Below are 22,124 nucleotides of genomic sequence, written 5' to 3'. Positions count from 1 at the left end.
ACTTTACAGCGTGGCCGTATTGTCATGCAACTGCTGGAATTGCGACAGCTGCTGTTGCATCAGCCGCGCATACTGGCCGCCCGCGCGCAGCAGCTCGGCATGCGTGCCTTGCTGGCCGATCCTGCCATCCTCCATGACGATGATGCGGTCCGCCTTGACGATGGTGGAAAAACGGTGGGCGATGATGATGGTGGTGCGCCCTTGCATCAGGGTATCGAGGGCTTGCTGCACCAGCTGTTCGCTGGCGGCGTCCAGCGCGCTGGTGGCTTCGTCGAGGATCAGGATCTTCGGCGCGCGCAGGATGGCGCGGGCGATGGCGATGCGCTGCTTCTGCCCGCCCGACAATTGCACGCCCCGTTCGCCCACCAGGGTCTCGTAGCCGTCCGGAAAGGCCGTGATGAAATCGTGCGCATGCGCCAGGCGCGCCGCCGCCTGCATTTCCGCGCGCGTCACGGCGCGGTCCGGCACGGCAAAGGCGATATTGTCCGCGATGCTGCAGGAAAACAGGGCCGGTTCCTGCTCCACCACGGCCATCTGCCGGCGCAATTGCGCCACGCCGAAGGTGCGCGCGTCGATGCCGTCGAACAGCAGGCTGCCCGCGCCGGGCTGATAATGGCCCAGCACCAGGCTGGCGATGGTGGATTTTCCCGCGCCGGACGCGCCCACGAGGGCGATTTTCTCGCCCGCGCGGATGGCCAGGCTGACGCCGTCGAGCGCCGTCGCCTGCGTCCGTTCAGGGTAGGAAAAGCGCACCTCGCGCAGCGCGATATGGCCGGCCAGCGGCGGCTGCGGCGCCGCCGCGGGCACGGGGCGGTGGCTGCGCAGGATGTCGAAGATGCGGTCGGTCGAGCCCATGGTGCGCATCCAGGTGTTCCAGAACTCGCTGATGGAACCGGCCGTGTCCGTCACCATGCTGGCATAGATGACGAAAGCCGTCAGCTCGCCAACCGTCAGGCTGCCCTGGCCGATCAGGTGGGCGCCGAAGCACAGGGTGGTCAGCAGGGCAACGAAGGCCAGCATGCCCTGCGCGCCCTGGAACACGGCCAGCAGCCGCGTGCCGGCCAGCGACACGCCCAGCAGCTGCTGCATGGCTTGCGCGTAGCGGGCCATGGCGCCGCCCTGCTGGTTGAACGCCTGCACCAGGCGCGCATGGGCGAAATACTCCTGCGCCACCTTGCCGCTGGCGGCCAGGCTGGTGGAAATGGCGCGCGCGCGCTGGCGGTAATTACTGCCGGTTAATTTGCCGAAGTACAGGCTGATGGGAATGAACAGGGCCAGGGGCAGGCTCAGCATGGGCGACAGGTGCAGCAGCATGGCGATGCCGCCGATAAACACGGCGACCGAGCGCAAGGCATTGGCCGCGCCGATGGTCAGGCTTTCATGCAGGGCCGAGACGTCCGACGTCAGGCGGCTATTGAGCTCGCCGCCATGGTGCTTGTCGAAGAAGGCGATGGGCTGGTTGATCACCACGTCGAACAGGCGCCGTCGCACGCCCATCACGATCATGTGGCCGCCCGACTGCAGCAGATAGAAGCGGGCCGCCGACGCCAGCGCGTACAGCAGGCTGAAGGCCAGCATGGCGGCGACCATGCCGGGCGTGACGCCGCGCTGCGTGAGGACGGCCACGTTGTCGACGAAATACGCGATGCCCTGCGGGAAAGCCAGCTGTGCGGCCACCGTCAGGCCCATGCACAGCAAGCCGGCGGCGATGCGCCAGCGCACGGGGTACAGCAGGCGAAGGCGCTCCAGGTGGGGGGCGAAGCTGTTCATGCGGCACGCTCCTCGGCGCGATCGCCATGCAATTGTTCGACCAGGGCCAGCCAGTCCGCATCACCGATCAGGCCGGCCGCTTCCACGCTGCCCAGGTGGTTGACGAAGACGTAGGAGGGCGAACTCATCGTGGGATTGAGTTGCCGGTAGTCGCGCAGGGCAAGGCGCGCCGTCGCCGCCCGCAAGGTGTTGCCGGGCAAGAAGGCGCGCAGGCGGCGGGCCGGTTCTTCGCTGAGCAGCCACAGCGCCAGTCCCGCGCCGCTTGCCAGCGGCAGCAACTGTTCGATGCCGGCCAGCTTTTCCTGGCACTTGGGGCAGCGGCTGGCCAGGAACAGCAGCACGGCAGGCTGGCCCGGGGCGCCCGGCTGGCAGCGCGCGCCTCCCAGCAGGGGGCGGGCCTGGACGGCGGGCAAGGATGCGCCCGGCTCCAGCGCCAGCGCCGGCACGCGCTCGCGGCGGCTGGCGCGCAGCACGGCCAGGCTCAGCCACACGTTGCCCGCGATGGCAAACGCCAGCGCCGCCAGCACCAGTTGTAAAGTCGTGGAATCCATCAGTGCGCCTTTGCCAAGGTGGCGATGTCGTGCAGGGAAATGGCGGCCACGCAGACGATGGAGGCCAGGCCGGCGGCCAGCCAGGCCGTCGACGCAGGCAAGGCCGCATCCGGCGCCAGCGCAAAATAGGCGCCGTTGATGGCGACCACCAGCACGTTGCGCAGCAGGTCGTAGTGCGACACGGGCCGCGCCGCTTCGCCAAAGCAGCTGCAGCGCACCACGTTTTGCGTGAAGTAGCGGTAGGCCAGCACGGCCGTGAGCGTGCCCAGCAGCAGGAGCGCCAGCAGCATGGGCAGGCGCGCGCCAGCGCCTGGCAGCGGCCCGGCCAGCAGCCAGGCGGCCAGCAGCAGTTCGGCCGCCACCAGGGCCGGCGCGGCCAGGGCGGCGGTGGCTGGCGGCAGGCCGAACGAGGTGGCCAGGTTGCCGCGAAATGCGCCGTAGCTGCGCAGCTTGCCCACGCCGGCCGCCAGCAGCAGCAAGGCGATGACATAGCGCGCCACCTGGGACAGCAGCGCGGCCAGCGACGGGGCGAGGAACGGGGCGAGCAAGGGCGTCAGCATGGCGGCTGCCCAGCCGTCGACCACAGGGGCGCGAAGCCGCCCGGGCGCTGGCACCGCAGCTGCACGCCATCGCGCGAGGCGAGCAGGGCGTCGTTCCACGGTTGATCGGGCGCGCTGCGCAACGCGCCGCCTATGCTTGCCTGCAACTGCGTCGAGATGAGCCATCCCAGGCGCTCGGCCTGCGCATCGCGCGCCATGGTCAGGCCCAGGCCGGCCAGCTCTTCGCGCGTCAGCGCATAGTTGTGCGAGTGGTAGCCGTTGACCAGCTGCTCGACGATGGCGCGCCGCGCCTCTTGCGTGGCGTCGGGCAATTGCCAGGCCAATAATTCCTCGCCGATCTGCGCCAGTTCCAGGGTGGTGCGGTAAAAGGCCGTCAGCGAGGGCGGGAAGATGCTGCCGCACAGCAGCGCGAGCGACTGCTGGCGCGCCTCGCTGGCATCGACGCCGAACCACTGCCGGGCCATGTCGCCGAAGCGCTTGATGTCCAGGCTGGACAGCGCGCCGCCTTCGGCGCCGTCGAGCTGCGGGTCGATGGGCGAAAACAGGGCCAGGTCGCCGGCGATGATCTCGTCCGCGCCCAGGGTCAGCAGGGTGGCGGCCGACTCGCAATGGAAGGGCACGATAAAGCTCAGGTGGCGCGCATGCTGGCGCAGCACCAGGGCGATGCGGCGCGCCGCGTTGACGATGCCGCCGCGTCCGTGCAGCACCACGTCGAGGCGGGGCACGCGCCCGATCCCCTGGCACAGTTCATACAGGGCGGGCAGCAATTCCATGTCCAGGTGCGATGCGGCCAGGACGATGGCGCGGCTGTCGCGCGCCAGCTCCAGCGCGCGCAGGTGGACGGGGAGCTGGCTCAGGTCCGGCTGTGGCATAGCGCTCCTTCGATCAGGGTATCGGCCACGCTTTCCAGCAGGGGCAGGGCGGGAACCAGTTGCTGGACATACAGGAACTGGCCTACCGGATTGTTTTCCAGGAAAACATACTCGCCGTCTGGCGTGACGATCAGGTCCAGCGCGCCGTATTCCAGGCCATAGCTGTGGACGAAATCGAGGCAGCGCTGGCGTATGTCGTCGGGCAAGGTGCAGGCCTCGTAGCGGATGGGGGCCGACATGTCGCGCGAATCGACGGCCGTGCGGGCATCGTCCTGCGAATACAGGCGCGCGGCAAACAGGCGCTTGCCGATGACGGTGATGCGCAGCTCGTATTGCTTGGCGATGTATTCCTGGAACTGGCAACTCAGTTCGCTGACGGCATCGAGGCTGTCCAGCATGGCATCGTCGACGATGGTGGTGCCGATGCCGCGGCTGACCCGTTCGGCGCCCTCCACGGCTTCGGCGGCCAGGCTGGGCGTGGACATGGCCTTGAAAATGATGGGACCGTCAACGGCGGCGCGCAGGGCACGCACATCGTCGGCCACGTTGGTGATCACGCTGGCGGGCACGCGGAAGCCCATGCGTGCGGCGCGCGCCAGCTGCTCGCCTTTCCACTGCGCGCCGCGCAGGGCCAGCGGATGGCTGAGCCAGTAGCAATCGAGCGCGTACAGCACGCTGAAGATGGCTTGCCGGGTTTCCAGCTTGGCGTAGGCGCGTTCCTGCGCCGTCAGGTCGGCGCTGGCATAGGCGTACTCGGCAGGCTTGCGCAGCCACACGGCGCCCACTTGCCGCAGGTCCAGCCAGTCGCCGTCGGGCAGCAGGCGCACGCGCGCGCCAGCCTGGCCATGTTGCACCGTCTGGCTCAGCTGGTAATCGCGGGGAAAGGCGTCGAGGTTGATGCGGAAGGGCGCATGGCCCCGTTGCGCCAGGATGGCAGTGACCAGGTCGGCATGCAAGTCGCCGCTATGGCTGATAATCAAAATCTTTTTGTGCATTCAGGACCCTGCAGCGAAAGAAAAGAAAAAAGCCCTGCCAGGGCAAGGCTTTCAGCGGGCGCCAATATCAGCAGAAATCGCCGCCGTCACTCGCACCGATACGCGAATAGCGGTATTGCTCCTCGCTGTCGACAGCCGTGCAGCCGGCCACGGCGACACCGTCGCGCACCTTCCAGGGCGCCGGCATGGCAGGCTTGTCCTGTTCCTTTTGCTCCGCCAGTTTGAATGCGAACAATTTTGTCTGATTCTGATTCTGTTTCTGCATGGTTTCTGTCTTCCTGTGATGGTTGGCATCCCGCCTATTCCTGAAGCGCGCACGGCTAACGCCGTGCCGCGCTTGGCGTCAGTGCATAGACGGGAGGGTGGGAAACCCCGCGCCGGGCGGGGGTGGCGACGCGGCGATGATCAGCAGTACTGGCCCCCGTCGATGGGCTTGAGGCGGGGGGAGTCGCGGTATTGATCGTGGACGCCGACCAGCGTGCAGCCAGCCACGGCAACACCGTCCCGCACTTTCCAGGCGGTGGCAGCCGCCGCTGGTTTTTGAGCCTGTTTTTCGGCCAGTTTGAATGCGAATAACTTGGTTTGGTTTTGCATCGTACTCTCCTCTTGTGATGGTGAAGTAGCGCTTGTTTTGAATGCCAGTGGATTTGGCTGGCAAATGTTAATTTTTAAAAAACGCCGCGTCAATCAGTAAATCAGGAAGTTTTTAAAATAAGGTTTCGCTGATAATAATTGCGCGCGCAGGGAGAAACTGCGCCGTAATTGGCGCAAGCATGCTGGCATCGGGAATTAAATGAGATTCCCGCTATCAATTGAATGGAAGCTGGTAAGGCGGTCAGCAGAACTGGCCGGTATCGCGGGAATTGACGGTGGAACTGTAGCGGTACTGGAAGCGTTCGACCTCGCTGCAACCGGCGAGGGCGACGCCGTCGCGTGCTTTCCATTCGGCGGGTGGCGCAGGCGGGGTTGAAACCTGTTTCTCAGCGAGCTTGAAAGCGAACAATTTTGGTTGGTTTTGCATGTGTACTATCCTCTTGTGATGGTTAAGTACTGCTTGCGCTGTATGCCATGGTGTATGGCCAGTCGATATTAGCGCTGGAATAAATAGGCGTCAACTTGAATATGAAACGTGCGCGGGGATATATTTTTGAAGAAACTCACCAAATATCACGCGTGGCTTTCATGTTATTGGCATTTGATAAATTAAAATTGCATGATTTAAATATCTGGCCGGCGGTATATTATTGCGCTGCACTATTGCGGTGCATGCGGCGCGATTATTCGGGCAAATGAATGGCAGGAAAGCGTGGCGACGCACTATAATGGCGCCCGGTGAAACATTGGAAGGCGATGCATGGAAAAGGCAGTGAGCGACGCCCGGCGGCGGCAGGCACATGCGCTGGCCACGGCGTTCGTGGAGACGCTGGACCGGCGCGATCCTGTTGCGCTGCAGCGCGACCGGGCCATGTCGCCCGCGCTGGCTGAGGAACTGGTCGAAATGCTCGACAGTTATGTGGCGGCGGGCCAGGCCCTGTCGCTGGCGCCGCTGGCGACGGCTTTCGCGCCCGGCAAGGGCGCAAGGCCGCCCGTCGATGTGTACGCCACGCAGGGCGGCACGCTGGGCCTCGAATGCCTGCTGCTGGCCGACGGCCGGCCGGCCGAGGCGATCCTGCACCTGGAAATGTCCGGCCCCGACGACGCGCCGCGGCTGCAGTACAACTATATGGGGTCCTGAGAAAACGATGAACGATTTGGTGAGCGAAAAACAGCAGCGCATCTGCGACAAGTACAACTTGCCGTCGCAGCCGCCGGAAGCCATGGTGGCCGTGGCCATCGGCAGCCTGGCGCAGTCCCCCATCTACGGCACGCGCATCGAACTGCCGGAAAACGGCACCATCAGCTGGTTCATCCATTGCGGCGAACATAGCGGCGCACTGGATTTCTATCAGGCCCTGCATGCCGCGCATTTGCAGGACATGCTGCCGCAAGTGCTCGACTACCTGGCCCTGCCCAGCGGCGCCAGGTTCATTCTCGACCGTGAAGGCTACGAGGATGTGTGGCTGGCAGAATAGTTTTCTAACCGGCAAGGTTGTCGTTGACCTTGAGACGCAGGCATGGGATGCTAGCCATCCATTTCGACTGCCGAAAGCGCCATCTTGACTATACGTGTCTCTTCCGCCCTGTTCGCCGTGGCGCTTGCCGCCGCCGTTCCACCTGGCGTCCTGGCCGCCACTGCCGCGCCCACCGGCGCGGCACAGCGATTGGCTGTGGAACAGGACATCGTTGCTTTCCTCACCAGCGAAATGCAGGAACGCCAGATTCCGGGCCTGCAGGTGGCGGTGATTCATCATGGCAAGGTTGTGCTGTCGCGCAATCTTGGCCTGGCCAGCCTGCAGTACCGGGTGCCGGTGACGGATGCCAGCCTGTTTTCCATCAATTCGGCCACCAAGGCGTTTACGGGCGTGGCCGTGATGCAGCTGGTACAGCAGGGCAAGGCCGACCTGGCCGCGCCGATCGGCCAGTATCTGCGCGGCTTGCCGCCTGCCTGGCAAGCCGTGACGGTGACGCAGCTGCTCAGCCATACCTCGGGCTTGCCCGACGTGCTGGACCAGGCTACGGGCAAGCTGGTCGGGCCGCAGCCGGACGACGCCGAGGCGGCCTGGAAAGCCGTGCAGGCGCTGCCGGTGGAGGCCGCGCCTGGCCAGCGCTACCGCTACAACCAGACCAATTATGTCTTGCTGGCGCAATTGATCGAGCAACAGGCCGGCATGCCCTACGTCGCCTTCATCCAGCGGGGCCAGTTCGACGTGGCGCGCATGGCGCACAGCGGCTTTGGCGATGCGAAGGATGTGGTCGTCAACAAGGCCAGTTCATATGTGCTGGGCAATGGCGGCAAGGGCTACCGCAACGTGCTCGAGGATTTCCCTGTCTTCATGCGCGCCGGCGCCGGCATCAACAGCAACGTGGGCGAGCTGGCCAACTGGCTCATCGCGCTGCAAACGGGGCGCTTGCTGTCGCCCGCCAGCGTGCAGCGCCTGTGGCAGCCAAGCAGCCTGAGCGATGGCAAGCGGGCGCCGTGGGCGCTGGGCTGGCCTGCCATCGGCCGCGATGCACACCGCGCCGTGGCGGGCATCGGCGGCGGGCGTTCCGCCTTCTATGTGTATCCGGACGACGACCTGGCCATCATTATCCTGAGCAACCTGGCCGGCGGCCAGCCCGAACAGCTGATCGATACCGTGGCCAGCTTCTATCTTCCCGCCTTGCGCCAGCAGGGCGGCGGCGCGCGTGCCACGCAATTGCTGCGCCAAAGCACCAGCCAGGCCGGCTTCGACGGCTTGCCAGCACGGCTGGAGGCCATCCGCCGCCAGCAAGCGCTGCCCGATCCCGGCGAAAACGACTTGAATGCCTGGGGCTACCGGCTGCTGGCGCGCCAGCAGCCGAAGCAGGCCATTGCCGTGCTCCGGCTGGCGGTGCAGCTGTATCCGGCCAGCGCGAACGGCCACGACAGCCTGGCCGAAGCGTATGAAGCGGACGGCGCCACGGCGCTGGCCATCGCGCATTACCGCCGTTCAGCCGAACTGGACCCGGGCAACACGCATGCCGTCGCGCGGCTGCGCAGCCTGGCTGCCGGCTAGGCTCGCGGGGCCGGCACGGCGTCGATCAGCGCGCGTGCCTTGCCGGGATCGTCCGGCGGCACGCTATCGGCTTGCAGCAGGAGCGGCGTCGCGGCTCAGGCGGCCGAACGCGCGCCGCCGGCACGCCCGGCCTGGCCGTGCTCGGCGCCATGCATGGCCAGGTAGCCGGCCAGGTTCTCGTCGGCGATGCCCAGCGTGCGCAGGACTTCGGCCGTGAAGGTGACGGGCGCCGTGCCGGGCGCCGTGATGACGCGCTGGTCGGCCACGGCCCAGGGCACGTCCTGGTACAGGGCGGCGCCCGCATAGCCCGTGTCCGCCAGGTTCGCGGCGCAATTCGAGGTGTGGCGCACATTGTCGAGCACGCCTGCCTGCGCCAGCACGCGCGTGCCGTCGCAGATGCCGGCCAGCACCACGCCCTTGGCCCGCGCGGCGCGCAAGAGGGGCGCCAGGTCGGGCGCCTTGCCGCTTTGCCAGCTGCTGCCGCCGCACACCATCAGCAAATCCACGTCATCGAGCGAGATCTCTTCCAGCGCCAGTTGCGGCGTCACCAGCATGCCGCCCGACGACGTCACGGGCAGGCCGCCCGGCGTGGCGAATTGCGTATAGAAGCCGTAGTACAAACGGGCCGTGGAGTTGAGCAGGGCGGTTTCCCAATCGGCAAAGTTTTCGGTGAGGATGGTGATGGCGCGTGTCATGGCAATGTCCTGTAGTTTCCCGTTGTTATCGGATGGTAGGTGGCGCGCAGCTGCTGCTGTGCAATGACGACAGCATAATGAGGGGAGCTGACAGTTTCTGTCAGGAGCGCGTTGCCTCTCTTGCATCATGTCGTGTCGAAATGATGATATCCATTGCAATGGACTGCGCTACAATCGCTGGCCCGTCAACACGGGCCACGCCACGCAGTTCCATTCAACGCTGATTCTGACTGTTTATTGTATTCATGCTGATCCTGTTTTGCCGCGTCCTCCCAAGCATGGCCGGCCTGCTCCTGTTCTTCCTCTTCGATCAGCTAAGCGCGAATGAAAGCCTCAAACTGAGCGTCTTGCTGGCGGCGTTCCTGCTGGGGTTTGGTGGCGTGCTGCACGCGTGGCGTTTGCCGGCCAGCAGTATCAGCGTGCTGATGCGTATCGTGGTGCCGCTGTTTTACCTCGATGCCGCCGTCAAGGGCTTCTTGCGTGGCTATTTTGGCATGCGGCCCAATCCCAGCGCGGTTTTGCAATCGATGTTTGCGACAGATCAAGCGGAAACGGCCGAGTTTTTCGCGCACAATGGCATGGCCCTGGCGCAGGCGGCCGCCTGGTTCGTGCTGGTGACGGCGGCCGTGCTGCTGGCCGACCGCTATCTGCAAGGCCGGCTGGCGGCCCGCGCCAGCGCCGTGCCCGGGCGGGCGCAGAAGGGCGTTGCCGTGTTCCTCGCGCTCTTCCTCGTGCTGCTGCACGTGAATACCACCATGCGGCGCGAAAATCCGGTCCTGTTCTGGCCGCTGCGCTATCACCAGTACGTGCAGCAGCTCGACGCCATGCAGGCGATGCAGCGGGCGCTGACGGCGGCGATGGCCGCGCCGCGCGAGTGGAACGTGCGCTATGCGGGAGAGGATGACCGTACCGTCATCCTGGTGATCGGCGAAAGCACCAACCGCGCCTCGATGTCGCTGTACGGCTATGCCCGCGCGACCACGCCCCGGCTCGACGCCATGCGGGCAAATCTGCTGGTCTTCAATGACGTGATCTCGCCCGCGTCGAGCACGGTCGAATCGATGATGTCCATGCTTACGCCAGCCGACCTGGCCAGCCCGGATGCGTGGATGGCCAAGCCGAACCTGCTGATGCTGGCCGAGGCGGCCGGCTACAAGACCTTCTGGGTGTCGAACCAGACGCGCAACGATGGCTGGATCGGCATGCTGGCGGGCGAAGCCGATGAGAGCGACTTCATCAACTACGGTACGGGGCGCGGCGAAAACAATTTTGACGCCAACCTGTTCCAGCCGTTTGGCCAGGCGCTGGCCGACGCGGCGCCCAAAAAGCTGATCGTCGTGCACTTGCTGGGCGCGCATCCCAGCTACGACATGCGCTACCCCAGCCGTTTTTCGCATTTCGACAACAAGGACGATGTGGTCAGCGCGCAGATGGCCAGCCAGGGGCGCTCGACGTGGATACGCAACCAGCGCGACGAGTACGACAACGCCATCCGCTACGGCGATTACGTGCTGGGCAGCCTGATCGGCATGGCGGAGCAGGCCAAGTCCGGCCGCGCCGCCTCGCTGCTGTTCGTTTCCGACCACGGGCAGGAAGTGGGCTACAGCCGCAATCACGCGGGCCATTCCGCGTCGGACAAGAGCGGCTATGAGATTCCCATGCTGCTATGGAGCAAGCAGCACCTGCCGCCATCGCCGGCCGCGCGCGCCGCGCTGGAAAACCGGCCCTACCAGACTGACAAGCTCGACGCCACCGTGCTGGGCCTGCTGAAGATCGAGACGCGCTACTATGCGGCGCAGGACGACATTCTCAGCAGCGCTTTTACGCCCGTGCAGCGCTACATGAATGGCGTGCACTACCAGCGCGGGGCGCCGCTGGCCCGCTGAGCGGCACGCTGACATGTCAAAAAGCCCGGCGCCGCCGCGGAAAGCGGCGGGGCCGGGCCCCTGGATTGACGACAGATTACTTTTCGGCGAACGCGCGCTCGACCACGAAATCGCCAGGCGTCGACGTGTTGCCTTCCTTGAAGCCACGCGCTTCCAGCATGTCTTTCAAGTCGCGCAGCATCTCCGAGCTGCCGCAGATCATCACGCGGTCTTCGGCCGGGTTCAGTTCCGGCAAGCCCAGGTCTTCGGCCAGCTTGCCGTTCTCGATCAGCTGCGTGATGCGGCCCATGTTGCGGAAGTCTTCGCGCGTCACGGTCGGGTAGTAGCGCAGCTTGTCGCTGACCATTTCACCGAGGAATTCGTGCTGCGGCAGGTGCTCTTCCAGCAGTTCGCGGTAGGCCAGCTCGTCGACCTGGCGCACGCCGTGCACGAGGATCAGCTGGTCGAAGCGCTCGTAGATGTCGGGATCGCGCACGATGCTGAGGAAGGGCGCCAGGCCCGTGCCCGTCGACAGCATGTACAGGCGCTTGCCCGGCAGCAGGTAGTCGGACACCAGGGTGCCCGTCGGCTTGCGGCCGACGATGACGGTGTCGCCCACTTGCAAGTGCTGCAGGCGCGACGTCAATGGGCCGCCCGGTACCTTGATGCTGAAAAATTCCAGGTGGTCTTCGTAATTGGCGCTGGCGATACTGTAGGCGCGCAGCAATGGCTTGCCGTCGACGCGCAGGCCGATCATGGTGAAGTGGCCATTCGAGAAACGCAGCGACGGGTCGCGCGTGGTGGTAAAGGAGAACAGGGTATCCGTCCAGTGGTGCACGCTTAATACGCGCTCTTCATTCATCGAACTCATAGTGTTTGTAGGCTGGTCAAAAAAAATGGTTAGTTGCTGGCAACTGCTGGCAAAAGTGAAACCCTGTGTAGGCCCAGACGCTATTGTACTGGCCTCCAGGCGAAATTGTTACCGTCTATCGCCGCCATTGTTGCCGCACGCGGTGCCGACATTATAGTGCGACTGGCAAGTTTGGGCTGAAATGGGCCGTGAAACCCGCGTCCGTGACGGGGTCTCTTGACCTGGCTCACTTTTGCATGGCGCCGCGGGCGAGCAGTTCCGCGGCCAGCAGCGCTTGCATCTGCCGCAACAGCGCGGCCAGCTTGGCGAGGCTGGGCGCGTCGCCGGCGAAGTGCCGGTCCAGGGTGGCGCCGAGCGCTTGCAGGCTGGCGAGCGCGTCATCGAGGCGGGCCTGCCGCGCCAGCAGACAGTCGCTCGACGTGCCGCGCAGCGCCGTCCCGTATTCCGCCGTATCCGGGCCTTCCCGTTCCTCCGCGTGCGCTTTCAACTGCTCTTTTATCTGATCGTTGCGCTGCGCCCGTTCCCAGTCGGCCCAGCTGAAATCGCCGTCGCGCCAGCCCTGCGTCAGGGGGAGCATGCGTACCGTCGGCAGCAGCTTTTCATTGATCCAGTGGAAGATATTCGCGCGGGCATCGAGGTCGCCATGCAGCACGGCCGGATGCAGCTGGTCCCAGTAGCGCTGGCACAGGCCGTCGATCAGGTCCAGGCCGGGGGCGAGCGCGTCCAGTCCCGTGCGCTGCAGCTGCGCCTGCAGCAGCCAGGCGGCCACCTGCAAATCCTTGCTGTGGCGGGCCAGCACTTGCACGGCCATGTCGCCCACCCGCTGCCAGTCCGTGTGCCCGAGCGCATGTTCCCAGGAACCCAGCGGCAGATTGCTGTCTTCACGCTGGCGCGCATGCCGGATGGCGTTGTAGATGGGAGCGCCGCGCAGGGAGGGGCCGGCTGGCGCGTCGGCATCGATGGGAGCGATGAGCTGGTCGAAGGAAATGCCGCATTGCGCCTGGAAATAGGCATCGGCACGGACGGTGTGGGCTGGAATCATGGTGTAGAAAAAAAGTGGCAAAAGTATAGTGTGCCACTATAGCAAGCTGGAGCGCTACGCTTTTGTGCCGCAGCGCTGGCACAGGCAGGCCTGGCCGCGCAACGCCGGCGGTACGCGGGCGCGCGCCCCGGCATCGATTGCCGCCGTCTGGCACCAGCAAGCCGTGGCGAAACTGCCCGAGCGGGCCGGCGCGCAGCCGTTCGGGCCGCCGCACAGGGGGCAGCGGTGGGCGGGGAGGGGCAGAGCGTCGCGTCGTGCCGCCATGGTTGCTTGTGCGCCGGCTGGCGTCGTCTCGGCAGCGCGCCGGAAGCGCCGGCGGAGGGCGGCGTTCGCCGGCCCGGAGACGCAGCGCGCCACCAGCGCCGCCGCCAGGGCCGTCGCGGCAAGGAACAGCACCAGCCACGGCAGGCGTTCGGCGTAAGCGAGGCCCGCCTTGTCGACCACGTTGCGCATGCCGGCCAGCACGATGATATGGAACAGATACAGCTCGTAGCTGTGGCGGCCCAGCCATTGCAGCGCACCGGTCCTGCGCGGCTTGCCCGCTTCGCCAGTCACGCTGCCAACGAGAAAGGCGGCGCTGGCCACGGCGATCCATGTGAAACCGAAGACTTCGTGGCCGCCGATGCCGCGCACGTAAAGCAGCGCCAGGGCCAGGCCCGACAGCAGACGCAGGCACCGCCCGCCGCGCTCGCCCAGGCGCATGTCGCGCGTCAGCAGCGCCGTCAGGCAACCGATGGCGATGGCGTCGAAGCAGGCGAGGTAGCCGTACATGAAGTAAATCTCATTGTCCGCGTGCAAGCTGCGATAGACGGGGCCGGCCACGATGGCGGCGCCGCACAGCAGCATGATCGCCTGTCGCCGGCGCAGGAGGCGGCACGACAGGGGCAGCAGCAGATAAAACATTTCCTCGACGGACAGGGACCAGTAGACGTTCAGGCAGTAATTGAAATAGCCGGCGCCTTGCATCAGCACGTTGTGCCAGAAGGTCAGCACGGAGGCGATGGCGATGATGAAGTAGCTGGCGGGCAAATCCTTGCCGCCGTCCGTATTGGCGAAGAAGGGCACGTCGAGCACGCCCAGCAGCACGATGATGGCCAGGGCCAGCAGCAGCGCGGGCAGCAGGCGGGCGAGGCGGTAGACATAGAACGCCGCCAGGTCGATGCGCGCCAGGTCGCCCCAGCGGTGCAGCGAGGTGGCGGTGATCAGGTAGCCGGAAATGACGAAAAATATGGTCACGCCGTAATTGCCCTGGTAGGCGGCGTTCAAGAGCCAGGTCGGCAGAACGCCGAGCGGGCTGTTTTTCAGGCCATAGGCGAGGGCGAAATGCAGCACCAGCACGCACAGGATGGCGGCGCCGCGCAGGGCATCGATATGGCTGTTTCTCGTATTCAATATGGACCCGGCTGGTTGGCGACTGAAAGGGCAATTATGTGACACATGTCGCTTGCCGGTCAACAAATTTGAAGATAGTCGGGGCGGGGCGCCGTAACGGAGCGGGGGCGGGGAAGTCTTGCGTGTATGATATTGCCGAACAGAATTGTTGGGCATCTGGCATCTTTGAAGGCGCTTTTTGTCCCCTGCGTCCGCCCAAGATTCTGCACGCACGAAGTCGCTTGCCACCATGCCCGGCCCACAGTGAAAGGTAATATGATGTATAAAACAGTGCGCGACATGTTCCTGCATTTCAAGGAAGCCGTTCCCTTCCGGCTCGTGCCGGCCCTGATTTGCACGGTGCTGCTGGTCAGCATGCTCCTGCTGCCCGCGCCGGAAGGCTTGACGCCCAAGGCCTGGGGCCTGGTGGCGATCTTCCTCACCACCATCCTGGCGATCATCCTGAAAGTCATGCCCATCGGCGTGATGGCCATGATGGCCATCGTCATCGTCTCGCTGTCGCAGGTCACGTCGACCTCATCCAAGGGCGCCATCACCGATGCGCTCAGCAGTTTCTCGAATCCCCTGATCTGGCTGATCGTCGTGGCGATCCTGATTTCGCGCGGCCTGAAGAAGACGGGGCTGGGCAGCCGCGTCGGCCTGCTGTTCATCTCGCTGCTGGGCAAGCGCACCATGGGCATCGGCTATGGCCTGGCGATCTGCGAACTGGTGCTGGCACCGTTTACGCCCAGTAATACGGCGCGCGGCGGCGGCATCGTCCATCCGATCATGAAGTCGATCGCCAACGCCTTCGATTCTGACCCGGCCAAGGGCACGGAAAAGAAGGTCGGCACCTATCTGGCCCTCGTCAACTACCACGCCAACCCCATCACCTCGGCCATGTTCTTGACGGCCACGGCGCCCAATCCGCTGGTGGTCGACTTCGTGGCCAAGGCCAGCGGACAGAGCTTTCACCTGAGCTGGACCACCTGGGCCCTGTGCATGCTGCTGCCCGGCCTCGTGTGCCTGCTGGTGATGCCAGTGATCATCTACTGGCTGTCGCCGCCGGAACTGAAGGCCACGCCGGACGCCGTCACCTACGCCAAGGCGGAACTGAACAGCATGGGCCCGCTGTCGCCCGCGGAAAAAGTCATGCTGGGCACCTTCGGCTTGCTGCTTGTGTTGTGGGCCAACGTGCCCGCCATGCTGTTCGGCCCCGCGTTTTCGCTCGATGCGACGGTGGTGGCCTTTGTCGGCCTGTTCATCCTGATCATCACCGGCACCATCGACTGGGATGACGTGCTGTCGGAAAAGAGCGCCTGGGATACCCTCGTGTGGTTCGGCGCGCTGGTGATGATGGCCGAGCAGCTCAACAAGACGGGCGTCATCGCCTGGTTCTCGGCCGGCATGAAGGCGGCCATCGTCGCCAGCGGCATGGACTGGCTGCCGATCGCCGGCGTCCTGGTGCTGGTGTTCGTCTTCTCGCACTACTTCTTTGCCAGCACCACGGCCCACATCAGCGCCATGCTGCTGGCCTTCCTGACGGTGGGCCTGCACCTGATTCCCGCCGACTACCACGTGCCGTTCATGCTGATGATGACGGCCGGCTCGGCCATCATGATGACCCTGACGCATTACGCCACCGGCACCTCGCCCATCATCTTCGGCAGCGGTTTCGTCACCATGGGCAACTGGTGGCGGGTCGGCTTCGTCATGTGCGTGGTGGAATTGCTGATCTTTGCCGTCGTCGGCACCACGTGGTGGAAAGTGCTCGGCTACTGGTGACGGGCTGGACCGGCTCCCTGCGAGCGGGGAGCCGGGCGCCGCGCGATAGCCGCTGCGGCCGATTTATCCCTGCATGCGCGGCAGCCACATGCCCATGCTGGCCACGGCGATGCCTGCGCTCATCGCCAGGCTCGCCAGCGCCAGCAGCGCCGCCACCGTCCAGCGGGCCGCCGCGCCGCCGCCATCACGGCAGCGCAGATACGCTTCCAGCACGGCCAGCGGCAGCAGATACTGGGCAAACGCCAGGAAGCTCAGGGCGGGCCCCGTGAAGGTGTCGGGATCGAAGCCGGCCGGGCCGCCATTCACGGCCAGCCAGAACATCAATCCCACGCGGAAGAACCATACGCCACTGACCGCCAGGAACAGGCGCAGCGCCCAGCGCCGGTGCGCGGCGATGTCGCCCCGCAATACGTTCTTCAGGGCCAGCCCGGCAAACACCAGCACCAGCACGGCGTTCAGGCTGATGCCCAGGTGCTGCGCCGTGTCGCCGACGGCGCCGCGTCACCACAGCATGTACAGGCCGGAGAGGGCCGCCAGCACGGCGCCGGCCAGATAGACTCTTCCATTCCAGCGGTGCAGGCGGGGCGCGCGATGGCGCACCTGCGGCACCAGCTGCAGCGCGCCGCCCAGCATGAGGATGGCCGCCAGCAGCACATGCACGCCCGTGGCCACGTTGCCCGCGCCATCGCCGGGCACATGACCATGCGACATGACGGCGTTCCAGGCGTCGAAATCGCCGCGCGCGGCGGCGCCGCCATACAGGGCGACGATATACGCGGCAAACATCAGCTGGCCGATGACGGTGGCAATAAACCAGAAACGGGCGGCCGCGGCCAGCGCCGCGGCGGACCATGGCGTCGGGGTGGTCCGGCGCGGCGCCCGGCCCGGTGTGGCCGCTGAAGTGGCGGATGGCATGGGTGTCTCCTGACAGTATCGAGCAGACGTCAAGATAGCCGGCGCCGGCCGGCCAGCGGCGGCAAAGCGGGCGCGCATGCGACGAACGGCGGTTTTCAGGGCTTGAACGGCGGGCGCATCGCGGGTATCGTGGCGCCATGCCATCCACGCCCGCCACCGTCCGCCGCCGCAGCCTGCTCTTGCCCACCGCGCGGCAGGCGCTTGTCGTGACGGTGTTTTGCTTGCTGCTGTCCTGGCTGCTGCATCTGCTCAGTGGCACCGCCTATCCGGGTGTCTTTGGCCGCATCGGTTTCATCGGCGCCGCCTTGCTGCTGGCGTATTCGGCGGCGCCGGCACTGCGGCCGCGCTGGCTGCCCCTGGCGGCGGCGCGCGTGGGCGCGGTGGTATTGATGGCGCCCGTGGCCGCCCTGGTCACGGCGCTGGTAACGCAGCGGGGCCAGTTTTTTGCCTATCTGGCGCAGACGCAGACGCTCGTCGGCCATGCCCTGATGGTCTTCCTGGCGATCGTCTTCGGCCTGCTGTTTTCCCTGCTGGCCCTGCGCAGCGAGCGGCGCGAGCGCGAACGGGCCGACCGCCTGCAGACGGAACTGACGAAAAATACGCTGGAACGCGAATTGCTGGACGCCCGCCTGCGCCTGTTGCAGGCGCAGATCGAGCCGCATTTCCTGTTCAATACCCTGGCCAATGTCGAGGCGCTGGTGGCTTCCGGCTCGCCCAATGCGGGCCCCGTGCTGCGCCAGCTGATCGCCTACCTGCGCGCCGCCATGCCGCGCCTGAACGATGCGGCCGCCACCCTGGAGCAGGAATTGCAGCTGGTGCGCGCCTACCTGGAACTGATGCACATGCGCATGCCCGACCGCCTGCGCTTCGACGTCGCGAACGTGCCGCAGGCAGGCATGGTGCGCTTTCCGCCCATGGCGCTGCTGACGCTGGTGGAAAATGCCGTGCGCCATGGCATCGATCCCGGCGTGGCAGGCGGGCGCATCGACGTCGATGCCGTCATCGACGCGGCCCGCCGCACGATGTGCGTGCGGGTCAGCGATACGGGCGTGGGCATGGCGCAGACGGCGCAGCCGGGCACGGGCTTGCAAAACGTGCGCAGCCGCCTGCTGGCCCTATATGGCGCCGGCGCCCGCCTGGAACTGCACGAGATGGCGCCGCATGGCGTGCGCGCCGAATTGCACATCCCCCTATCCGGAGAGACCGCTTGAAACTCGCTACCGCCCTGATCGCCGACGACGAACCGCTGCTGCGCGAGCGCCTGCGCAGCCACCTGGCCGCCTTGTGGCCCGAGCTGCACGTCATCGGCGACGCGCGCAACGGCGCCGAGGCGCTGGAACTGTTTGAGCTGCACGGGCCCGACATCGTGTTTCTCGACATCCGCATGCCAGGACGCGATGGCATCGCGACGGCGCGCGGGCTGGCCCGCCGCGCGCACCTGGTCTTCGTCACGGCGTACGACCAGTATGCGCTGCAGGCGTTCGAGCAGGGCGCCATCGATTACCTGGTGAAACCCGTCGATCCGGTCCGCCTGGCCGACACGGTGCGGCGCCTGCGGCGCCAGCTGGCCGGGCCGCTGCAGCATGGCCAGGAACTCGATGCCGTGCTGGATCAGCTGGCCAGCCGGCTGGGCCAGCGCACGGCGCCGCCCGCCTGGCTGCAATGGATCAAGGCTTCCGTGGGCGGCAGCGTGCGCCTGATTCCCGTCGAGCAGGTACGCTATCTGCGGGCCGAAGAAAAATACACGCTGGTGGCGTGGGAAGAGGGCGAGGCGCTGATACGCAAGAGCATCAAGGAACTCATTGATGAACTGGACCCCGCCCGTTTCGTGCAGACGCACCGCTCCGTCATCGTCAACCTCGCCTATGTCAGCAGCGTGACGCGCGGCCTCAACGAGACGGCGGTGCTGCACTTGCGCGGCCACGGCGAAACCTTGCCTGTCAGCCGCAGCTATCTGTACCATTTCCGGCAGATGTGAAGGCGCTGTGTCTCCTTTGCTGCACGGCGCGGCAGGAGTAACCTGACGCCATGCAGGCGGCCAAGCGAGCTTGCGCCCGCCTGGACCTCGATCGCCAGCCGCCGCGCGGCGCCAGTTTTATGGCGTTCATGCCAACACTGGCCACGGCCAGCGACGCCGTCGCCGCTTGAGCCGGCTTATGGGATCTTCACGCCGACGATCACGCTCGACGCCTTGAAAATGGCGCTGGCGCGCTGTCCCGCCACCAGGCCCAGCTTGCTGACGCTTTCATTCGTGACGATGGCCGCCAGCACCTGTCCAGCATCAAGCTTGAGCTGCACTTCCGCATTCACGGCGCCCGTCACGACCTTGTCCACGGTGCCCGGCAACTGATTGCGGGCCGACAGGCGCACGCCCGACGCATCGGTGACGAGCACGATCCACGAGGCCTTGATCAGGGCAAACGCGGGCACGCCGGCCGCCAGGCCCAGCGACTCGGTACTGCCGTGGGTCAGCACGGCAACGATTTTCTCGCCGCCGGGCAGTGTGATGTCTACTTCATCATTGACTGCACCGCGCTGCACTGCGGTGACTATGCCATCGAGTTGATTCCGTGCGCTGGTCAGCATGCTACCTCCGGGTGAGCTGGTTTGCCTGAGTGGCAAGCTGCATGGTAAGGACGGCGCAGCGTTCTGGCAAGCGGGGCGCGGCCGGCCACCCCCGCAAGCCCCGGCCCGCGACTCAGCGGCTTTTTGCAATCACGCCCAGCATGTATTGATTCAAATCGCGAAAATCATTCACCCGCCACGCGTATGGCGCGATCTTGACGCCATTCTTTTTCAGAGTGGCTGGAATCAGGTCGCCATTCGGACGCAGGATCACCGATGACACGATCACGCCCGGATAATCCTTCAGCCGTTTCTTGAACGCGGCGGTGGTCAGGTCAGGTGTCGGAGGCGTGCTCTTGTTCGCCAAGGGTCCGGTTCCCCGGATGTCGGCGCCGTGGCACACGGCGCATCGCTGCACATACAGATTTTTCCCGTTGAGCGTGTCCGCGAAGGACAGCGGGGATTGTGCTAAAGATAAGATTGCCAATGCGGCGATGGAGACGATTTTCATGTAATGTAAATGGCGTGATGGTGTGTATCAGAGGTGAAGCGAGGGCCGGGCCAGCGCTGCCATTGCAGCGTCCGCTGTTCCTCAGCGGGTGCCGCCATCCTGCGCCGGCTCAATGGCCGGCTCATCGGCCAGCTCATCGACCAGCTCATCGGCCAGCAGAGCCAGCTGCGCCTGGGCCGTGGCCAGGGCCGCTGCTTCCATGGCGCGGTAGCGGGCCAGCACGCGGGCGCCGGCCGCCGTCAGCTGCGCGCCGCCGCCGCGGCTGCCGCCCACGGCGCTGCGCACCAGCGGTTCGCGAAAGTTGCGGTTCATCACATCCACCAGGGTCCATGCGCGGCGATAGGACATGTCCATGCTGCGCGCGGCGCCACTGATGGAACCCGTCTGGTGGATGGCTGCCAGCAAGTCGGCCTTGCCCGGTCCCATGGCCACGTCGTCGCCACGGTACAGGCGCAGTTTCAAGGCGATCCTTGCTGTCATTGCATCTCTTTCACTGAAAGAAACATTATATCGCCCGCACCGCCTGGCACGGGGCGCGCGCGGCGTGCATCCATTATAATTTCGTCAGCGCCATGCTGTCCGTGATATGGCGCGTGACATCGTGCAGACAAACCAGGACAGGAGCGGCAGATGACGACACCCGCAGCGACGCAGCAGCTGTTTTCCTATGGCACCTTGCAGCAGGCCGAGGTGCAGCTGGCCACGTTCGGCCGGCTGCTCGATGGGCAGCCCGACACCTTGCCCGGCTACCGCCTGGCGCAGCTGGCCATCGACGATGCGCACGTGGTGGCGACCAGCGGCAAGACGCATCATCCCATCGTCTCGCGCAGCGGCGACCCGGCCAGCAGCGTGGCGGGCGCCGTGCTGGCCCTCACGGCCGAGGAGTTGCGGCAGGCGGACCGCTATGAAGTGGCCGCCTACCGGCGCGCGCGCGTCACCCTGGCGTCGGGCACGCAGGCGTGGGCCTATGTGGATGCCCGCGATGCCTTGCCATGACGCGTCTGCGTTGTGGGGGGATGCGGCCGGCCCAGACTGCGGCGCCTAGTGGGTGTCGTGTTCCAGAAGCGGCAGCTGGGCGCGGCGGTAGCGCTTGGGCGTGACGCCGATAATTTCGCGGAACGCCGTGGCGAAGTTGCCGCCGCTGTTGTAGCCGATTGCCATGGCGATATCCTGGATGCCCATGGCCGTGTTTTGCAACAGTTCGCACGCCCATTCGATACGGCTGCGGCGGATGAATTCGCACATCGTCATGCCCGTCTGTTCGCGGAACAGCGGCGACAGCTTTTCGCGGTAGCTGCCGACGCGGCGCGCGATTTCCTGTAATGGCGGCGGCTCGGCCAGGTACTCCAGGATGTAGCGTTTGGCTGCCGTCACGGTCACGTCTTCGTGGCCGGTGTGGCAGGCGGCAGGGAAACGCGCCGGCGGCGTGGACGCACAGCCGGGCCGGGGCTGGCGTGCCGCCAGCATCAGGTGGATATCGATGCGCGCCAGCAGCTCTTCCGGCGAGAACGGCTTGCTGACGTAGTCCACCGCGCCCACGGTCAGGCCTGCCGTGCGGTCCTTGGCATCGCACGCCCCGCTGAGGAAGATGACGGGGATATCGCGCGTCGCCTCGTTCGCCTTGAGCAGGCGGCAGACGGCGAGTCCATCCATGTCCGGCATGCGCACGTCAAGCAGGATCAGGTTGGGTATTTTCCATAAAGCCATTTCATAGCCCTGCGCGCCATTGCGGGCGGCGCTGAAGGTAAATTTCTTGCGCCCAAGCATATCCATCAGCAGCGATTGTTCAAAGCTTGAATCATCGATCAGCAAAAGTCTCGGACGTTGTCTGTTCACTGCAGTGTGCATGCTGGGACCCATCGTGCGTCGAAAAATTGATGAAAGCATTGCATAGAATTTCATGTCATAGAGTAATTATTTTGGTTTTTTAAAAATTCTCTTTATGCAAAAGATTTTTCACTATTCAAAGAGGTTTGCTGTCCAGTCAGCACCTATAATCGGCAACAATTTCTCTTGCGGGCGGCCTGTTCCGGGTGGCGCGGGAGGGGGCGGGGAGAGACACCCAGGTGCCGGGACTGGCGACACCGCCTGCTGCGCGCAGCAGGCATTTGCCGGCACGGC

General features: G+C 65.4%; 25 protein-coding genes and 1 pseudogene. 8 read left to right on the top strand and 18 right to left on the bottom strand.

The annotated features are described in order from the left end of the window. Positions 1–3 precede the first annotated feature (3 nt). From BM193_RS10560 to BM193_RS10530, 8 genes are all read right to left on the bottom strand, one after another. Complete coding sequence (locus tag BM193_RS10560) at positions 4–1,770, bottom strand: ABC transporter ATP-binding protein (RefSeq protein ID WP_092797689.1); 1,767 nt, start codon at positions 1,768–1,770, stop codon at positions 4–6. Continuing rightward, positions 1,767–2,321 carry a hypothetical protein gene (locus BM193_RS10555; RefSeq protein WP_092797688.1) on the bottom strand — a complete coding sequence of 185 codons (555 nt, stop codon included), beginning with the start codon at positions 2,319–2,321 and terminating at the stop codon, positions 1,767–1,769. Before BM193_RS10555 ends, BM193_RS10560 begins: the two co-directional genes overlap by 4 nt. Beyond that, positions 2,321–2,881 (bottom strand): MauE/DoxX family redox-associated membrane protein, encoded by a 561-nt coding sequence (locus tag BM193_RS10550; protein WP_139176116.1) that lies wholly within the window; start codon positions 2,879–2,881, stop codon positions 2,321–2,323. The genes BM193_RS10555 and BM193_RS10550 overlap by 1 nt, the downstream gene beginning before the upstream one ends. Continuing rightward, positions 2,875–3,753 (bottom strand): SDH family Clp fold serine proteinase, encoded by an 879-nt coding sequence (locus BM193_RS10545; protein WP_092797686.1) that lies wholly within the window; start codon positions 3,751–3,753, stop codon positions 2,875–2,877. The genes BM193_RS10550 and BM193_RS10545 overlap by 7 nt, the downstream gene beginning before the upstream one ends. Beyond that, positions 3,735–4,748 carry an ATP-grasp domain-containing protein gene (locus BM193_RS10540; RefSeq protein ID WP_092797685.1) on the bottom strand — a complete coding sequence of 338 codons (1,014 nt, stop codon included), beginning with the start codon at positions 4,746–4,748 and terminating at the stop codon, positions 3,735–3,737. Before BM193_RS10540 ends, BM193_RS10545 begins: the two co-directional genes overlap by 19 nt. Before the next feature lie 67 nt (positions 4,749–4,815). After that, positions 4,816–4,983 (bottom strand): hypothetical protein, encoded by a 168-nt coding sequence (locus tag BM193_RS10535; protein ID WP_254786043.1) that lies wholly within the window; start codon positions 4,981–4,983, stop codon positions 4,816–4,818. A gap of 170 nt (positions 4,984–5,153) precedes the next feature. Then, positions 5,154–5,342, bottom strand: a complete 189-nt coding sequence (locus tag BM193_RS28305) for a hypothetical protein (RefSeq protein WP_139176115.1) — start codon at positions 5,340–5,342, stop codon at positions 5,154–5,156. A 241-nt stretch (positions 5,343–5,583) separates the two neighbouring features. Then, positions 5,584–5,769 (bottom strand): hypothetical protein, encoded by a 186-nt coding sequence (locus BM193_RS10530; protein ID WP_092832317.1) that lies wholly within the window; start codon positions 5,767–5,769, stop codon positions 5,584–5,586. Positions 5,770–6,102: 333 nt separating this feature from the next. On the opposite strand from BM193_RS10530, the gene BM193_RS10525 reads away from it, so the two are divergent. From BM193_RS10525 to BM193_RS10515, 3 genes are all read left to right on the top strand, one after another. Next, entirely contained in the window at positions 6,103–6,483 is a 381-nt protein-coding gene (locus BM193_RS10525) for a hypothetical protein (protein ID WP_092797683.1), read from the top strand. A gap of 7 nt (positions 6,484–6,490) precedes the next feature. Further along, positions 6,491–6,820, top strand: coding sequence for an immunity protein Imm33 domain-containing protein (locus BM193_RS10520; RefSeq protein WP_092797682.1), 330 nt, complete (start codon positions 6,491–6,493; stop codon positions 6,818–6,820). Positions 6,821–6,904: 84 nt separating this feature from the next. Further along, on the top strand, positions 6,905–8,383 hold the full coding sequence (locus tag BM193_RS10515) for a serine hydrolase domain-containing protein (RefSeq protein WP_217638453.1): 1,479 nt from the start codon (positions 6,905–6,907) through the stop codon (positions 8,381–8,383). Positions 8,384–8,478: 95 nt separating this feature from the next. Here BM193_RS10515 and BM193_RS10510 read toward each other — a convergent pair whose 3' ends face one another. Beyond that, positions 8,479–9,078: a type 1 glutamine amidotransferase family protein gene (locus BM193_RS10510; RefSeq protein WP_092797681.1), complete on the bottom strand. Its 600-nt coding sequence runs from the start codon at positions 9,076–9,078 to the stop codon at positions 8,479–8,481. 278 nt (positions 9,079–9,356) lie between these two features. Between BM193_RS10510 and BM193_RS10505 the strand changes: the two genes are divergently transcribed. Then, on the top strand, positions 9,357–10,964 hold the full coding sequence (locus BM193_RS10505; RefSeq protein WP_139176114.1) for a phosphoethanolamine transferase: 1,608 nt from the start codon (positions 9,357–9,359) through the stop codon (positions 10,962–10,964). 76 nt (positions 10,965–11,040) lie between these two features. Here the strand turns inward: BM193_RS10505 and BM193_RS10500 are convergent, their stop codons facing one another. The 3 genes from BM193_RS10500 to BM193_RS10490 all read right to left on the bottom strand — a co-directional run bounded on the left by BM193_RS10500 (position 11,041) and on the right by BM193_RS10490 (position 14,248). Beyond that, positions 11,041–11,814 (bottom strand): ferredoxin--NADP reductase, encoded by a 774-nt coding sequence (locus BM193_RS10500; protein ID WP_092797679.1) that lies wholly within the window; start codon positions 11,812–11,814, stop codon positions 11,041–11,043. A 226-nt stretch (positions 11,815–12,040) separates the two neighbouring features. Beyond that, entirely contained in the window at positions 12,041–12,856 is an 816-nt protein-coding gene (gene tssA / locus BM193_RS10495) for a type VI secretion system protein TssA (protein WP_092832315.1), read from the bottom strand. Between the two features lie 54 nt (positions 12,857–12,910). Further along, positions 12,911–14,248, bottom strand: coding sequence for a cysteine-rich CWC family protein (locus tag BM193_RS10490; protein ID WP_254786041.1), 1,338 nt, complete (start codon positions 14,246–14,248; stop codon positions 12,911–12,913). Positions 14,249–14,506: 258 nt separating this feature from the next. Here BM193_RS10490 and BM193_RS10485 point away from each other — a divergent pair, with 258 nt between their 5' ends. After that, positions 14,507–16,012: an anion permease gene (locus BM193_RS10485; protein ID WP_092798049.1), complete on the top strand. Its 1,506-nt coding sequence runs from the start codon at positions 14,507–14,509 to the stop codon at positions 16,010–16,012. Between the two features lie 63 nt (positions 16,013–16,075). Here the strand turns inward: BM193_RS10485 and BM193_RS28975 are convergent, their stop codons facing one another. Both BM193_RS28975 and BM193_RS28970 read right to left on the bottom strand, forming a co-directional pair. Beyond that, on the bottom strand, positions 16,076–16,462 hold the full coding sequence (locus tag BM193_RS28975) for a hypothetical protein (RefSeq protein ID WP_217638452.1): 387 nt from the start codon (positions 16,460–16,462) through the stop codon (positions 16,076–16,078). A 51-nt stretch (positions 16,463–16,513) separates the two neighbouring features. Then, positions 16,514–16,927: a DUF2306 domain-containing protein gene (locus BM193_RS28970; protein ID WP_217638451.1), complete on the bottom strand. Its 414-nt coding sequence runs from the start codon at positions 16,925–16,927 to the stop codon at positions 16,514–16,516. A gap of 137 nt (positions 16,928–17,064) precedes the next feature. On the opposite strand from BM193_RS28970, the gene BM193_RS10475 reads away from it, so the two are divergent. Both BM193_RS10475 and BM193_RS10470 read left to right on the top strand, forming a co-directional pair. Next, positions 17,065–18,138 carry a sensor histidine kinase gene (locus tag BM193_RS10475; RefSeq protein WP_217638450.1) on the top strand — a complete coding sequence of 358 codons (1,074 nt, stop codon included), beginning with the start codon at positions 17,065–17,067 and terminating at the stop codon, positions 18,136–18,138. Next, on the top strand, positions 18,135–18,905 hold the full coding sequence (locus BM193_RS10470) for a LytR/AlgR family response regulator transcription factor (protein ID WP_092797676.1): 771 nt from the start codon (positions 18,135–18,137) through the stop codon (positions 18,903–18,905). Before BM193_RS10475 ends, BM193_RS10470 begins: the two co-directional genes overlap by 4 nt. A 176-nt stretch (positions 18,906–19,081) precedes the next feature. Here BM193_RS10470 and BM193_RS10465 read toward each other — a convergent pair. From BM193_RS10465 to BM193_RS10455, 3 genes and pseudogenes are all read right to left on the bottom strand, one after another. Then, positions 19,082–19,507 (bottom strand): annotated as a pseudogene (locus tag BM193_RS10465) (molybdopterin-binding protein); the annotation flags it as partial. A 118-nt stretch (positions 19,508–19,625) separates the two neighbouring features. Continuing rightward, the gene (locus BM193_RS10460; RefSeq protein ID WP_092797674.1) at positions 19,626–20,003 is read right to left on the bottom strand and encodes a c-type cytochrome; all 378 of its coding nucleotides are present in this window, start codon (positions 20,001–20,003) and stop codon (positions 19,626–19,628) included. 81 nt (positions 20,004–20,084) lie between these two features. Next, positions 20,085–20,483 (bottom strand): winged helix-turn-helix domain-containing protein, encoded by a 399-nt coding sequence (locus BM193_RS10455; protein WP_092797673.1) that lies wholly within the window; start codon positions 20,481–20,483, stop codon positions 20,085–20,087. A gap of 150 nt (positions 20,484–20,633) precedes the next feature. Here BM193_RS10455 and BM193_RS10450 point away from each other — a divergent pair, with 150 nt between their 5' ends. After that, positions 20,634–20,999, top strand: a complete 366-nt coding sequence (locus BM193_RS10450) for a gamma-glutamylcyclotransferase family protein (protein ID WP_092797672.1) — start codon at positions 20,634–20,636, stop codon at positions 20,997–20,999. A gap of 45 nt (positions 21,000–21,044) precedes the next feature. Here the strand turns inward: BM193_RS10450 and BM193_RS10445 are convergent, their stop codons facing one another. Further along, positions 21,045–21,815 carry a response regulator transcription factor gene (locus tag BM193_RS10445; RefSeq protein WP_254786039.1) on the bottom strand — a complete coding sequence of 257 codons (771 nt, stop codon included), beginning with the start codon at positions 21,813–21,815 and terminating at the stop codon, positions 21,045–21,047. Positions 21,816–22,124 lie beyond the last annotated feature (309 nt).

The sequence above is a fragment of the Janthinobacterium sp. 344 genome (genome assembly GCF_900112025.1).
Classification (GTDB): Bacteria; Pseudomonadota; Gammaproteobacteria; order Burkholderiales; family Burkholderiaceae_D; genus Janthinobacterium.
The sequence above is the reverse complement of the archived record's forward strand: the minus strand, read 5'-3'. Positions and strand labels throughout refer to the sequence as shown.

Bases quoted from the DNA above. Each gene is read 5' to 3' on its own strand.
- BM193_RS10560 (WP_092797689.1), bottom strand. From the start codon at position 1,770: ATGAACAGCTTCGCCCCCCACCTGGAGCGCCTTCGCCTGCTGTACCCC.
- BM193_RS10555 (WP_092797688.1), bottom strand. From the start codon at position 2,321: ATGGATTCCACGACTTTACAACTGGTGCTGGCGGCGCTGGCGTTTGCC.
- BM193_RS10550 (WP_139176116.1), bottom strand. From the start codon at position 2,881: ATGCTGACGCCCTTGCTCGCCCCGTTCCTCGCCCCGTCGCTGGCCGCG.
- BM193_RS10545 (WP_092797686.1), bottom strand. From the start codon at position 3,753: ATGCCACAGCCGGACCTGAGCCAGCTCCCCGTCCACCTGCGCGCGCTG.
- BM193_RS10540 (WP_092797685.1), bottom strand. From the start codon at position 4,748: ATGCACAAAAAGATTTTGATTATCAGCCATAGCGGCGACTTGCATGCC.
- BM193_RS28305 (WP_139176115.1), bottom strand. From the start codon at position 5,342: ATGCAAAACCAAACCAAGTTATTCGCATTCAAACTGGCCGAAAAACAG.
- BM193_RS10530 (WP_092832317.1), bottom strand. From the start codon at position 5,769: ATGCAAAACCAACCAAAATTGTTCGCTTTCAAGCTCGCTGAGAAACAG.
- BM193_RS10525 (WP_092797683.1), top strand. From the start codon at position 6,103: ATGGAAAAGGCAGTGAGCGACGCCCGGCGGCGGCAGGCACATGCGCTG.
- BM193_RS10520 (WP_092797682.1), top strand. From the start codon at position 6,491: ATGAACGATTTGGTGAGCGAAAAACAGCAGCGCATCTGCGACAAGTAC.
- BM193_RS10510 (WP_092797681.1), bottom strand. From the start codon at position 9,078: ATGACACGCGCCATCACCATCCTCACCGAAAACTTTGCCGATTGGGAA.
- BM193_RS10505 (WP_139176114.1), top strand. From the start codon at position 9,357: ATGGCCGGCCTGCTCCTGTTCTTCCTCTTCGATCAGCTAAGCGCGAAT.
- BM193_RS10500 (WP_092797679.1), bottom strand. From the start codon at position 11,814: ATGAGTTCGATGAATGAAGAGCGCGTATTAAGCGTGCACCACTGGACG.
- tssA (WP_092832315.1), bottom strand. From the start codon at position 12,856: ATGATTCCAGCCCACACCGTCCGTGCCGATGCCTATTTCCAGGCGCAA.
- BM193_RS10485 (WP_092798049.1), top strand. From the start codon at position 14,507: ATGTATAAAACAGTGCGCGACATGTTCCTGCATTTCAAGGAAGCCGTT.
- BM193_RS28970 (WP_217638451.1), bottom strand. From the start codon at position 16,927: ATGCCATCCGCCACTTCAGCGGCCACACCGGGCCGGGCGCCGCGCCGG.
- BM193_RS10475 (WP_217638450.1), top strand. From the start codon at position 17,065: ATGCCATCCACGCCCGCCACCGTCCGCCGCCGCAGCCTGCTCTTGCCC.
- BM193_RS10460 (WP_092797674.1), bottom strand. From the start codon at position 20,003: ATGAAAATCGTCTCCATCGCCGCATTGGCAATCTTATCTTTAGCACAA.
- BM193_RS10455 (WP_092797673.1), bottom strand. From the start codon at position 20,483: ATGACAGCAAGGATCGCCTTGAAACTGCGCCTGTACCGTGGCGACGAC.
- BM193_RS10450 (WP_092797672.1), top strand. From the start codon at position 20,634: ATGACGACACCCGCAGCGACGCAGCAGCTGTTTTCCTATGGCACCTTG.